The following is a 12,719-nucleotide window of genomic DNA, read 5'->3' on the forward strand; positions in this document are numbered from 1 at the left end:
CTAAACGGACTAGCTCGTCAGACCGTGCGCGGTCCACGCCCGATTAGTCCTTTGAGGGCACTCTTTAGGGGCTGGGCCACGCCGAACCATGATTCCCTGTGCCTTTGCACTTGACCTTCAATACAGTTGCTTTCTTTGCAGCAGCAAAGAAAGTGACTGCCGCCCCGCACAGGGGCAACGCCAATAGACCACAAAGAAATCAGGATTCCATAAAAGCGCAAGCAAGCGAAAAAACCCCCCATCAACCACCCTGCAAATCACTCGGCAGATCAACATCCCGCAACACATTCGGATCATCGACTTCAACGATGAACGGCGCATGCATCGAGAAGAGCCCACGCGCGCCCGCGTCGCCGTCGAGCGCGACGAGCGCCTGGCGGTGCGCCAGACCGAACCCCACCGGATGCCCGCGCTTGCCGCGATAAACAGGCGTCACCAGCGCTTCTCCGCCATCGAGCGAACGGGCGACGGCTTCATACGTGGCGGGTTCGATCCAGGGCATATCCCCGAGCGCGACGAGCCAGCCGTCGGCTTCGGAAGTCGCCCGCACCGCGGCGGCAAGCGTCGCGCCCATGCCGCGTTCGGCATCGGCGCTGAAGATGACATTGCAGCCGGCTTCGTTCAGCACATCGGCGAGCTTCTCCGCGCCGGGCCGCACGACCGCGATCGCTTCGGCCGAAACGGCAAGCAGCCTGCGCGCCGCCTGAAATACGATCGGCGTTCCGCCAGGGAGCGTGGCGAGCAGCTTGTTGTGGCGGCCGGAAGGGTCGAAGCGGGTGCCCAGGCCCGCCGCCAGCAGGATGCCGGTCGCGTTCGACGAATAGGTCATCGCGGCTGCTCGTGTGGGGATCGAATGAGGATTGTGCGGCGCATCGAAGCCCGTCGCAAGCACAAAAAAACGCGCGGCAGTCAGCCAGGACCGCCGCGCGCCACGTTTCACTTCATACCATCGTCGGCGGCAGCACCTTGTCGAGCGTGATCGGCAGATCGCGCACGCGCACGCCCGTCGCGTGATACACCGCGTTGCCGAGCGCGCCCGCCACTCCCGTGATCCCGATCTCGCCGATCCCCCGCGCGCCGAGCGGATTGATCAGCGGATCGGGCTGAGCGACGAACGAGATATCCAGCATGCCGATATCCGCGTTCACGGGAACGTGATACTCCGCGAGATTCGCGTTGGTGTAGCGCCCGTAGCGCGAATCCATCTCGCTCTTCTCGAAAAGCGCCGAGCCCACGCCCCATACGATGCCGCCCATCAACTGGCTATGCGCCGTCTTCTCGTTGAGCAACGTGCCGACGTCGTACACCGCGACGATGCGCGGCACGCGGATCACGCCAAGCTCGGCGTCGACGCGCACCTCCGCGAACACCGCGCCGAACGAGTGAAACGCGTACTGCTTCTTCTCGTCGCCGGGGCGCGCGGTGGCGGCCGCTTCGATTGCCTTGCCGCCGTTGCGGGCGATGATCGCCGCCGCCGGATCGCGTTTGTCCGGATCCGACAGGCTCACGACCCAGCCGTTGGACACCGTCACGTCCTCGCGCGCCAGCCCCGCGACGGGCGAGCCGCGATCCGCGAGCGCCATCGCGATCAGTTGGTCGCGTGCCTGCAGCGACGCCGCCCGCACCGCCGGCGACACGCTCGCCGCCGATTGCGAACCGCCCGACACCGGCGCCTTCGGCAAGGACGAATCGCCGAGCGCGAAGCGCACGTAATCGGGCGGAAAGCCGAGCGCGTCGGCGGCGACCTGCGTCATGATCGTGTAGGTGCCGGTGCCGAGATCCTGCGTGCCGGAGGCGACCATCGCGGTGCCGTCGGGCAGGATGCGCGCGATCGCCGATGCCTCGCTGCGGTTCGCCGGATACGTCGCCGTGCCCACGCCCCAGCCGATCAGCGTATTGCCCTCGCGCATCGAACGCGGCGCCGCGCTGCGCCGCGACCAGCCGAACCTTTCCGCGCCGCGCCTGTAGCACTCCACCAGCGATTTCTCCGACCACGGCTTCTTTTCCTGCGGCTCCATGTCGGCGTGATTCTTCAGACGGAACGCGAGCGGGTCCATCTTCAGCTGATACGACATTTCGTCCATCGCCGATTCGAGCGCGAACGATCCGCTCGTCTCGCCGGGCGCGCGCATGAAGGTCGGCGTGCCGATGTCGAGCTTCACGAGCCGGTGCGAGGTCGACTGGTTGGGCACCGCGTACAGCATGCGCGAGACGATCGCCGAGCTTTCGGTCCAGTCCTCGAAGGTGGACGTGGTGGAGATCACGTCGTGACGCATGCCGGTCATGATGCCGTCGTCACGCGCGCTGATCTGGATGCGCTGCTCGGTGTACGGCCGGTTGCCGATCATGCCGAACATCTGCGGACGCTCCAGCACGAGCTTCACGGGCCGGCCGGTCTGCCTGGCGGCCATCGCCGCGAGCACGACGTGCGACCACACCGAGCCCTTGCAGCCGAAGCCGCCGCCGACGAACGGGCAGATCACGCGCACGTTGTCCTCGGGAATGCCGAAGAACTTCGCCACCGCGCTTCTCGCGCCGGAAACGCCTTGCGTCGCATCGTAGAGCGTCAGGTTCGGGCCGTCCCAGCGCGCGAGCGTCGCGTGCGGCTCCATCGGATTGTGATGCTCGTAGGGCGTCGTGTAGACCGCGTTCAGGCGCGTCGGGCCTTGCCGCAACCCGGCGTCGACGTCGCCGCGCTTCGTCGTGATCGCGCGGCCCATCATCTTTTCCGGCTGATAAGCCTTGCCCTTCGCGCGCTCGAAATCGGCATCGGGCATCGCGGCTTCGTAGCGGACATCGACGTAACGCGCGGCGCCTTGCGCACGCTCGAGCGAATCGGCGACGACCACCGCCACCGGCTCGTTGCTGTAGCGCACCTCGCTTGTCTGCAGGAGCGTGAGCTTGCGCACGGCCGGCGGCTGCGCGTCGGGGATGCCGTTGTTCGGCAGGCGCATCGCGTTCCGATACGTCATCACGAGCAGCACGCCGGGCAGCGCTTGCGCGCGGCTCGTGTCGATCGACGCGATGCGGCCTCTCGCGATCGTGCTCGTCACGAGCACCGCATGGGCAAGCTTCGCGTCGGTGTTGTCGGCCGAATAGCGCGCCTGGCCCGTGACCTTCAGCACGCCGTCGGTGCGATCGAGCGGTTTTCCGATGACAGTCATGCGACACCTCCGGCCTGTTGAACCGCGCGCACGATCGCGCGCTGCGCGAGCGCCACCTTGAACGCATTGTCGCGCTGCGGCTGCGCCCCCTGCACGGCGAGCGCGGCGGCGGCTTGCAGCGTCGGCCGATCGAGCGGTTTGCCGACGAGCGCCTGCTCGGTCGAACTCGCGCGCCACGGCTTGTGGGCGACGCCGCCCAGCGCGATGCGCGCGCGTTTCACGGTGTTGCCGTCCATCTGCAGCGCCGCCGCGACGGACACGAGCGCGAACGCATAGCTCGCGCGGTCGCGCACTTTCAGATACTTCGAATGGTCCGCGAAAAGCGGCGGCGGCAGATCGACCGAAGTAATCAGCTCGCCCGGCTGCAAAGTCGTATCGAGATCCGGCCGCTCGCCCGGCAGCCGATGAAACTCCGCGAACGGAATCGTCCGCTCGCCGTTCGGGCCGGTCACGCGCACGACGGCATCGAGCGCCGCGAGCGCCACGCTCATGTCGGAAGGATTCGTCGCGATGCACTGACGGCTCGCGCCGAGAATCGCGTGCATGCGGTTGTTGCCGTCGATCGCCGCACAGCCGCTGCCCGGCGTGCGCTTGTTGCACTGCGGAAAGCCCGTGTCGTAGAAGTAAGGGCAGCGCGTGCGCTGCATCAGATTGCCGCCGACGGTCGCCATGTTGCGCAGTTGCGCCGATGCGCCCGCCAGCAGCGCCTGCGACAGCAGCGGATAACGCTCGCGCACCCACGCGTGATTGGCGGCGTCGCTGTTGCGCACCAGGGCGCCCAGGCGCAGTCCGCCGTCGGGCAGCGCGGTGATGCCGTTCAGCGCATCGATGTGCGTGATGTCGACGAGCCGCATCGGCCGCATCACGCCGCCCTTCATGAGATCGAGCAGGTTGGTGCCGCCGCCGATGAACATCGCGCCCGGCTGGCTCGCCGCCTGCAGCGCGGCGCCGATGTCGGCGGCGCGCTGGTAGGAGATCGCGTCCATGTGGCTCTCCTTCAGGCGTTGCCCGAGGCGACGGACTTCACCGCCGCGAGGATGTTCGGATACGCGCCGCAGCGGCAGATGTTGCCGCTCATGCGCTCGCGGATTTCGTCGTCGGACAGCTGCGCCGGGCGAAAGCGCACGTCGGCCGTGGCCGCGCTCGCGTCGCCCGCGCGGTATTCGGCGATGAGCGCGGTCGCCGAACACAGCTGCCCGGGCGTGCAGTAGCCGCACTGGAAAGCGTCCTTCTCGATGAACGCGCGTTGGATGGGCGAGAGCGTGTCGCCGTCGGGCGCGAGGCCTTCGACGGTCGTGATGGACTCGCCGTCGTGCATCACCGCGAGCGTCAGGCACGAGTTGATGCGCCGGCCCGACGCGATTACCGTGCACGCGCCGCACTGGCCGCGGTCGCAGCCTTTCTTCGTGCCGGTGAGTCCCGCGTATTCGCGCAGGGCGTCGAGCAGCGTCGTGCGCGCCTCGACTTGCAGCTCGTACGGATGGCCGTTGATGGTCAGCCGAACGGGCATGGGCACCGCGGCGGGCGGCATGGGCGCGTTTGCCGGCGTCGCGGCCACCGGTTGTTGCGCATGCGCGAGCGGCGCGGCGGTGACGGCGGCGGCCGCCGCGGCCGATTGCAGGAAACGTCGGCGCGACGGCTTTTGCGCCTCGTCGCTGGCGTCGTGTGTAGGCGTATTGACTGGGGACATGGCGATCGAATGCTCCTCGCTCGTTCGGAAGGGCGCCGACAGGCTCCAGTCTTCATGGGCATTCGCTCGCGGCCGATTGCGACGTCGGTGCGCGAGCGCCGATTGCTCGAGTCCTGTGCACGGTGCGTATGATGCGCGGGCGCGCGCGTACGGCGATCTGTAAATCGAACGTTCGACCCCGCGGCGGAAAGAGGCGAGCAAGTACGGTGCCATGCGCCGAACCGGATGACCCGGCGACGCGCCTGACTCTATCGCGGCGGGTGATCGTGCGTAAATGCTGCATGCGCAGGTAAATTCGGCGCTTCCACATCAAGGAGAAGATGGCGAAATTGCCAGCTTCGTCGACGCTCGATGTCCTTCGAGGCCGGCATCCGCCAAAGTCATTTGACGAGCGCGAGCGCTTCCCTGAAGCGCGGATGCCGGCAACTGCCGAGCCAGCCGAAGATCGCGGTTTCGACGGTGGTGAGCTTCGCGCCCTCCTGCCGCGCCCGTTCGAGCGCGACGGCGCGATCGGCCGCGCGGCGCGATGCGACCGCGTCCGCCACGCATTCCACGCGATAGCCGAGCTGCAGCAGGCCGAGCACGGTCAGCAGCACGCACACGTGCGCCTCCGCGCCGACGATCCACAAAGTCGCCGGCGCGGGCGGCAGCGCGGCGACGAACGCAGGCTCGAGCGTGGCATCGAAAGTATGCTTCCCGATCACGTTGGCGGTCCGCATCACGGGCAGCAGCGCGTTCACCGTCCCGCCGAGTCCGACCGGATTCTGCTCCGTGACGACCGCCGGCACGTCGAGCAGATTCGCCGCGCGCAGGAGCGTCGCGACGCGCTCGGTCAGACGCTCGCCGCCATCCAGATGCGGAAGCAGCCGCGCCTGCATGTCGATGACGACGAGCATGAGATCAGGCCTCGCTCTCCATGATCCGGTCGATCAGGCGCGCGTTCTCGCCCGCCGAGCCGATGCCCGCGTGCTTGGCCATCGGCACGAAGAAATGCGTCGCGATCGGCAGCTTCGAGCGTTCGAGCCAGTTGGTGAGATGCGCGGCGAGGCGTCTCGCCGGCGCCTTCATCTCCTCGCGCAGCACGCCGGGCAGCTTCTCGAAATGGCGCATGTCCGTCTGATACGGCTCGGGCGCGACGCACAGCGCATTCGGCCGGCCGTCGACATCGACGGGCAGGCGCTCCAGCGCCTGATGCAGCAGCGCGACGCCGAGCCCTTCGCCGCGCCAGGGCTTGCGCACTTCCCACAGGCTGATGTAGATCACGCGATGCGCGCTGAACACTTGGCACAGCTTTTCCGGCCCGAGCGCCTCGGTGGCCGCGAGCGCGAGCGACAGCATCTCGCCCGAGTACGTGTCGAGCGTATAGACGAGATCGGCGCTGCTGTGCAGCGGCGGCACCTTGACGAGCTGCAGCTTGACCGCCGCCGCGACGACGTCGCTGCCCGCTTCGTGAAACACGGCGAACGCGGTGCCCAGGCGCTCGTCGTCGACTTGCGGATATTCGTGGCGATAGATCATCGTGAAGAGAAACGGCCCGATCTTCTCGCGATAGGCGAGCGGCCGGTCGACGTCGTAATCGTCGGCGCCGTCGAGGCCGTAGGGATCGTAATCGCGCCGCTCGTGGAGCGGGCGCCCCTCGCCGTTCTGCACGGCCGCGGCGAGCGCCGCGAGCGGGCGGCGCGATTCGGGCACGAGGTCTTCCGGCAAGCCTTCCCATGTGAGGCGCAGGAACTCGCGCCCGCCGCGATAGTGCGTCTCGAAGAGCGAGAGGATCGATTCGCCCGCCGCCGGATCGAGAATGCGCTGTGCACATTCGTACGCGCGGTCGAGCAGTTGATCGGCCTCGGCGGGATCGGGCGCGAGATGCGGCTCGCTGCCCTGCGGCGCGGCGGGCAAGCCTCTTGCGAGGCGCTCCTTGTGCGCGAGCTCGAGCCACTCGTCGGCGGCGCGCTCGGCGATGAAGCCTGCCGCGATGCGATAGCCGGTCAGCACGATCGACTGGCCGGTTTGCCCGAGCGGGAACACGTACTCGTCGGTCATGACGTCGTCGACGGTGACGCCATGGAAGGTCTCGCGCGGCGCGTGCGCATTCGCCGCGGAGTCGAAGCGGTCGTGCGACAACACGTGGGCGACGAGGTCGGACGCGGCGGGACCGAACTCCGAGCCGGGGCCGGGAAGTAGCTTCAGGAGGGACAAGGTGCTCGTGGTGCCGGCCGTGCTCGATGTGCTCATGAGTGCCATCTCCGATCGTGAAGGGTTATCGTAACAAACCACGAGGCGCGGCAGGCGCGCCCGCGCGGCTTGTTCTTTTGGGAGAGACCGATGAATGTTCAAAAGCGCGATGAATCGACGGCAACGGTTCATGAAGGCGGATGCGCCTGCGGCGCGTTTCGCTTCCGCGCGACGGGCAAGCCGAAACGCGTCGGCATGTGTCATTGCATGACCTGCCGGCAAGTACACGGCTCCGCTTTTGGAGCTTATGCGATTTATGCGCGCGGCGACGTGCTCATGAGCGGCCGCCTCGCGACCTGGCGCAGCTCCGAAGACGGGCGACGGCACTTTTGCCCGGTGTGCGGCTCGGTCGCGTACATGGAATTCGTGTCGCGCGACGAAATCGATCTGCCGATCGGCGCATTCGACGAAACCGGCCTCTTCGAGCCGGACTACGAGCTGTGGTGCAAGCACCGCGAGCCGTGGCTGCCGCGCGGGGTGCGCCCCGAGTTCGACGAAGAGCGGCCGCACTAGGCGCGCGCGATGCCGGGACGCATCCACATCGGCATTTCGGGCTGGCGCTACGCCGGCTGGCGCGGCGTGTTCTATCCGGACAAGCTCGCGCAGGCGCGCGAGCTCGACTTCGCGTCGCGGGCGGTTCAGACCGTCGAAATCAACGGTTCGCACTATTCGCTGCAAAGCGTCGCGAGCTACCGCGCCTGGCATGACGCGACGCCAGCGGACTTCGTCTTCAGCGTGAAGGGGCCGCGCTATCTGACGCACATGCTGCGCTTTCGCGACGAGGCCGCGAAGCCCGCGATGGCCAACTTCTTCGCCTCGGGCGTGCTCGCGCTCGGCAGGAAGCTCGGCCCTTTTCTCTGGCAGTTCCCGCCGAATTTTTCCTTCCGTCCCGATGCCTTCGAGCGTTTCCTCGATCTGCTGCCGCACGACACCACCGCCGCCGCGCGGCTCGCCCAGGGGCACGATTCCCGCGTGAAAGAACCGTGGTTCGAGCCGGGAAGGAAACGCGCCCTGCGGCACGCGGTAGAAATACGCCATCCGAGTTTCTGCACCGACGAATTCGTGCGGCTCCTGCGCAAGCACCGCGCCGCGCTCGTCGTCTCCGATTCGGTCGCCGGCTGGCCGTACGCGGAGGATCTCACTGCCGACTTCGCGTATCTGCGGCTGCACGGCACTGAAACGCTCTACGGCGGCAGCTATCCGGACGATGCGCTCGACGAATGGGTGCGGCGCATCGAACGCTGGGCGGCGGGCGGGCAGATCGACGATGCGCGGCTCATCTCGTCGACCAGACCGCGTCCGCGCGCCGCGCGCGACGTCTTCTGCTACTTCGACAACGACCAGAAAGTGCGGGCGCCTTTCGACGCGCGCCGCCTGATGGAGCGCCTCGGTCTCGCGCCTGCCGGCGACGGCGAGCGAACGCGCACGGGCCCGTGAAGACCGGGACATCTTTTGTCCCGCTGGAACTGCATGCTCTCGTCAACGGTCCGAGCAATTGCATTCGCGCCCGGAAAATAAGACGATAAACGGCGTGCTGCGCGACGCAAGACATCCGCGCCGGGAGCGCGAGAGCGGCAGGATCGAGAACCTTTGAACTTCATGGCCAACGAGGAGTATCGATACCATGGCGAAGCAACCGGTCAGCGGCAGCGACAAGACTCATCCCGAAGGCGCGAAATGCCTTGGCGCCTGTGATCCGGCCGAGCAGATCGAAGTGATCGTGATGCTGCGGCGCAAGGACGAAGCAGGCTTCAAGCAGATGATGGCGCGCATCGACGCGGGTACGGCGCCCGCGCAATCCGTCTCCCGCGAGGAATTCGACAAGCGCTTCGGCGCATCCGAGCAAGACGTCGAGAAGGTGAAGGAATTCGCCAGGCAGTACGGTCTGACTGTCGTGCGCGCCCAGGCCGATATGCGCAGCGTCGTGCTGAAGGGCACGATCGAGCAGTTCCAGAAGGCTTTCGATGTCAAGCTCGAACGCTTTCAACACCACAACATCGGCGAATATCGCGACCGCACCGGTCCGGTCAACGTGCCCGCCGACATGCACGACGCCGTTACCGCCGTGCTCGGCCTCGACAGCAGGCCGCAGGCGCGTCCGCACTTCCGTTTCCGTCCGCCGTTCAAGCCTGCGCGCGGCGTGGCGCCCGCGTCGTTCACGCCGGTGGATCTCGCGCGCCTCTACGACTTTCCCGATGGCGACGGCGCCGGCCAGTGCATCGCGATCATCGAACTGGGCGGCGGCTATCGCGATACCGATCTCTCCGCATACTTCTCGAAGCTCGGCGTGAAGGCGCCGAAGGTGGTGCCCGTCGGCGTGGACAACGCGAAGAACGCGCCGACCGGCAACCCGAACGGCCCCGACGGCGAAGTGACGCTCGACATCGAGATCGCGGGCGCGATCGCGCCGGGCGCGCGCATCGCCGTGTATTTCGCGCCGAACAGCGACGCCGGTTTTGTCGATGCCGTCAATCGCGCGCTGCACGATTCCACCAACAAGCCGTCTGTGATATCGATCAGTTGGGGCGGGCCCGAGTCGATGTGGTCGTCGCAGTCGATCAGCGCGTTCAACGACGTGCTGCAAAGCGCGGCTGCGCTTGGCGTGACGGTCTGCGCGGCGTCGGGCGACAGCGGCTCGTCCGACGGCGTCGGCGACGGCGCGGATCACGTCGACTTCCCGGCCTCGAGCCCGTATGTGCTGGGCTGCGGCGGCACGAGCCTGTCGGCGTCGGGGACGGGTATCACGCAGGAAGTCGTCTGGAACGACGGCGACCAGGGCGGCTCGGGCGGCGGCGGCGTGTCCGGCGTGTTCGCGCTGCCGGTCTGGCAGAAGGGGCTGTCGGTCACGCGCGGCGGCAAGCATACGGCGCTCGCGAAGCGGGGCGTGCCCGATGTGGCGGGCGACGCTTCGCCGCAAACCGGCTACGAAGTGCTGATCGACGGCGAGGATACGGTCATCGGCGGCACGAGCGCGGTCGCGCCGCTGTGGGCCGGGCTGATCGCCCGCATCAACGCGATCGGCAATTCGCCGGCAGGCTTCATCAATCCGAAGCTCTACGAGGCGAAGACGGCGTTCCGCGACATCACGCAAGGCAATAACGGCAGCTTCTCCGCCTCGGCCGGCTGGGACGCGTGCACCGGCATGGGCAGCCCGGACGGCGCGCAGATCGCGGCGCTGCTCAAGCCCGCGAAGCGTTGAAGCGAATTGAGGCAGGAAGCAAGGACAGTGAACAACAACCACGACGACGATTCTGGAGCGACGACGATGAACTCCGATCCACTGGCAGCGAGCGGCAAACCCGCAGGCGCGGAAGATGCAACGATGGCAACCGCCGCGAAAGCGCCGGCAAAGAAGGCGCCGAAGAAGACCGCGACGACGGCGAAGAAGGACCAGCCGTACTTCGATCCGGTCGCGTACGGCAACGGTCCCGACGACGCGGTCCAGCCGACCGAGGCGGACGAGAACGCGGCCATCACGCATCACAGCGTGACGATCGGCGGCGCGAAGATCGCCTATACGGCGACGGTCGGCCATCTCGTGACGGTCGATCCGAGCAGCTCGAAGCCGAGCGCGAAGATGTTCTACGTCGCCTTCACGAAGGACGGCGCGAAGGAGGACACGCGACCGCTCACGTTCTTCTATAACGGCGGGCCGGGGTCGTCGTCGGTGTTCGTGTTGCTCGGGTCGTTTGCGCCCCGGCGCATCAAGACGGCGATGCCGAGCTTCACGCCGCCCGCGCCGTATCAGATGGAGGACAATCCGGACAGCCTGATCGACCGGAGCGATCTGATCTTCATCAATCCGGTGGGCACGGGTTATTCCGCCGCGATCGCGCCGAACAAGAACCGCGATTTCTGGGGTGTCGATCAGGACGCGGGTTCGATCGCGCAGTTCATCAAGCGCTATCTGACGAAGAACAACCGCTGGAATTCGCCGAAGTTCCTGTTCGGCGAGTCGTACGGCACGGCGCGCAGCTGTGTGCTCGCGTACAAGCTGCACGAGGACGGCATCGATCTGAACGGCGTCACGCTGCAATCGTCGATTCTGGATTACCGGCAGGCGGGCAATCCGGTGGGCGCGCTGCCGACCGCGGCCGCGGACGCGTGGTATCACAAGAAGCTCGGCGTGCATCCGACGCCGACCAATCTGCTGAACTTCGCGGAGCAGGTCGCGGAGTTCGCGCGCACGGACTATCTGAACGCGCTGCGCAAGTTTCCGCAGACCGACGACGAAGTGGTGGAAAAGCTTTCCGAGTACACGGGCATCGAGAAGGCGACGCTGCTCGCGTGGAGCCTGGACGTCGCGGCCTACGACAGCCGCGGCAATTCGCTTTTCCTGACGACGCTTTTGAAGTCGAAGGGCGAGTCGCTTGGCGCATACGACGGACGCGTGACGGCGATTTCGACGGGGATTGCGGGCAAGATCGACCCGAACTCGGGCGGCAACGATCCGACGATGACGGCGGTGAGCGGCGTCTACACGACGATGTGGAACAGCTATCTGAACGAGCAGTTGAAGTTCACGTCGACTTCATCGTTCACCGATCTGAACGACCAGGCGTTTCTCAACTGGGACTTCAGGCATACCGATCCGACGGGCGCGCAGAAGGGCATGGATTCGAAGGGCAACATCATTCTTTATACGGCGGGTGACCTTGCCGCGGTGATGGCCCTGAACGTCGATCTGAAGGTGCTGTCGGCGAACGGGATGTATGACTTCGTTACGCCGTTCTATCAGACGATCATCGATTTGCAGCAGATGCCGTTGATCGACAAGACCGTGAGGCAGAATCTGTCGGCGACGTTTTATCCGTCGGGGCATATGGTTTATCTCGACGGCGGGTCGAGGACGCAGCTCAAGGCCGATCTCGGGAAGATGTACGACGAGGCTACGTCGAATCATGCGGCTATGAGTCGGATTATTGCTTTGCAGAAGGTTACTGCGGATAAGGGGGCGGCGTTATCGCCTGTAGGGGGAGCCTGACGGCTTGGGGTTTTGGATTTCGGCCTGGGCGAGGGGGCCTTCGCTTGGGCTTTCGTGAAATCCTGAGTTCTTAGTGGTCTATTAGCGTTGCCCCTGTGCGGGGCGGCAGTCACTTTCTTTGCTGCTGCAAAGAAAGCAACCAAAGAAAGCAGCTTTGGCCCGGAGTGCTGGAGGCGGACGCGTCATCATGGTTCGGCGTGGCCCAGCCCCTAAGTGTCGCCCTCAAAGGACTCACGCGCCGTGGCTCGCGCACGGTCTGCCACCTCGCACTACATGACAGACTGGTTCAGCACCCAAGAGCGCCGGCCCGCTTTGCGGCCGCAGGGGAAAGCGGGTTTGCGCGCGCTTGTTTACTAACGCTTCCATCTCTCCGCTTCTGCCTAACGACGGTTTCCCTTGCCTACCCTGCGGCAGCGCGTAGCGCTGGGCCGGAACTGTTAGGTGCTGAACCAGCACCCTAAACGGACTAGCTCGTCAGACCGTGCGCGGTCCACGCCCGATTAGTCCTTTGAGGGCACTCTTTAGGGGCTGGGCCACGCCGAACCATGATTCCCTGTGCCTTTGCACTTGACCTTCAATACAGTTGCTTTCTTTGCAGCAGCAAAGAAAGTGACTGCCGCCCCGCACAGGGGCAACGCCAATAGACCAC

At 66.2% G+C, this 12,719-nt stretch carries 10 protein-coding genes; 4 read left to right on the forward strand and 6 right to left on the reverse strand.

All coding sequences use genetic code 11. From position 1 onward, the window contains the following. Positions 1 to 241: 241 nt before the first annotated feature. The 6 genes from AWB83_RS32875 to AWB83_RS32900 form a co-directional block, all read right to left on the reverse strand. Positions 242 to 829 carry a nucleotidyltransferase family protein gene (locus AWB83_RS32875; RefSeq protein WP_087049801.1) on the reverse strand — a complete coding sequence of 196 codons (588 nt, stop codon included), beginning with the start codon at positions 827 to 829 and terminating at the stop codon, positions 242 to 244. Between the two features lie 112 nt (positions 830 to 941). Continuing rightward, the gene (locus AWB83_RS32880; RefSeq protein ID WP_087049802.1) at positions 942 to 3,164 is read right to left on the reverse strand and encodes a xanthine dehydrogenase family protein molybdopterin-binding subunit; all 2,223 of its coding nucleotides are present in this window, start codon (positions 3,162 to 3,164) and stop codon (positions 942 to 944) included. Continuing rightward, a complete protein-coding gene (locus AWB83_RS32885) occupies positions 3,161 to 4,150 on the reverse strand; it encodes an FAD binding domain-containing protein (RefSeq protein WP_087049803.1) in 990 nt (329 codons plus the stop codon). The genes AWB83_RS32880 and AWB83_RS32885 overlap by 4 nt, the downstream gene beginning before the upstream one ends. Before the next feature lie 11 nt (positions 4,151 to 4,161). Continuing rightward, the gene (locus tag AWB83_RS32890; RefSeq protein WP_087049804.1) at positions 4,162 to 4,854 is read right to left on the reverse strand and encodes a (2Fe-2S)-binding protein; all 693 of its coding nucleotides are present in this window, start codon (positions 4,852 to 4,854) and stop codon (positions 4,162 to 4,164) included. A 380-nt stretch (positions 4,855 to 5,234) separates the two neighbouring features. Then, entirely contained in the window at positions 5,235 to 5,750 is a 516-nt protein-coding gene (locus AWB83_RS32895; RefSeq protein WP_087049805.1) for an isochorismatase family protein, read from the reverse strand. A gap of 4 nt (positions 5,751 to 5,754) precedes the next feature. Further along, positions 5,755 to 7,086, reverse strand: a complete 1,332-nt coding sequence (locus tag AWB83_RS32900; RefSeq protein WP_087049811.1) for an inositol monophosphatase — start codon at positions 7,084 to 7,086, stop codon at positions 5,755 to 5,757. 90 nt (positions 7,087 to 7,176) lie between these two features. On the opposite strand from AWB83_RS32900, the gene AWB83_RS32905 reads away from it, so the two are divergent. From AWB83_RS32905 to AWB83_RS32920, 4 genes are all read left to right on the forward strand, one after another. Then, positions 7,177 to 7,599 carry a GFA family protein gene (locus tag AWB83_RS32905; RefSeq protein ID WP_087049806.1) on the forward strand — a complete coding sequence of 141 codons (423 nt, stop codon included), beginning with the start codon at positions 7,177 to 7,179 and terminating at the stop codon, positions 7,597 to 7,599. Positions 7,600 to 7,608: 9 nt separating this feature from the next. Continuing rightward, positions 7,609 to 8,523 (forward strand): DUF72 domain-containing protein, encoded by a 915-nt coding sequence (locus AWB83_RS32910; RefSeq protein WP_087049807.1) that lies wholly within the window; start codon positions 7,609 to 7,611, stop codon positions 8,521 to 8,523. A 187-nt stretch (positions 8,524 to 8,710) separates the two neighbouring features. Continuing rightward, on the forward strand, positions 8,711 to 10,285 hold the full coding sequence (locus AWB83_RS32915; RefSeq protein ID WP_087049808.1) for a S53 family peptidase: 1,575 nt from the start codon (positions 8,711 to 8,713) through the stop codon (positions 10,283 to 10,285). A 123-nt stretch (positions 10,286 to 10,408) separates the two neighbouring features. Further along, on the forward strand, positions 10,409 to 12,070 hold the full coding sequence (locus AWB83_RS32920) for a S10 family peptidase (RefSeq protein ID WP_445343900.1): 1,662 nt from the start codon (positions 10,409 to 10,411) through the stop codon (positions 12,068 to 12,070). The last annotated feature ends 649 nt before the right edge of the window (positions 12,071 to 12,719 follow it).

Source organism: Caballeronia ptereochthonis, assembly GCF_001545075.1.
In the GTDB taxonomy this organism is placed as follows: Bacteria; Pseudomonadota; Gammaproteobacteria; order Burkholderiales; family Burkholderiaceae; genus Caballeronia; species Caballeronia ptereochthonis.

Coding starts and splice junctions, on each gene's coding strand:
- AWB83_RS32875 (WP_087049801.1), bottom strand. CDS start 829: ATGACCTATTCGTCGAACGCGACCGGCATCCTGCTGGCGGCGGGCCTG.
- AWB83_RS32880 (WP_087049802.1), bottom strand. CDS start 3,164: ATGACTGTCATCGGAAAACCGCTCGATCGCACCGACGGCGTGCTGAAG.
- AWB83_RS32885 (WP_087049803.1), bottom strand. CDS start 4,150: ATGGACGCGATCTCCTACCAGCGCGCCGCCGACATCGGCGCCGCGCTG.
- AWB83_RS32890 (WP_087049804.1), bottom strand. CDS start 4,854: ATGTCCCCAGTCAATACGCCTACACACGACGCCAGCGACGAGGCGCAA.
- AWB83_RS32895 (WP_087049805.1), bottom strand. CDS start 5,750: ATGCTCGTCGTCATCGACATGCAGGCGCGGCTGCTTCCGCATCTGGAT.
- AWB83_RS32900 (WP_087049811.1), bottom strand. CDS start 7,086: ATGAGCACATCGAGCACGGCCGGCACCACGAGCACCTTGTCCCTCCTG.
- AWB83_RS32905 (WP_087049806.1), top strand. CDS start 7,177: ATGAATGTTCAAAAGCGCGATGAATCGACGGCAACGGTTCATGAAGGC.
- AWB83_RS32910 (WP_087049807.1), top strand. CDS start 7,609: ATGCCGGGACGCATCCACATCGGCATTTCGGGCTGGCGCTACGCCGGC.
- AWB83_RS32915 (WP_087049808.1), top strand. CDS start 8,711: ATGGCGAAGCAACCGGTCAGCGGCAGCGACAAGACTCATCCCGAAGGC.
- AWB83_RS32920 (WP_445343900.1), top strand. CDS start 10,409: ATGGCAACCGCCGCGAAAGCGCCGGCAAAGAAGGCGCCGAAGAAGACC.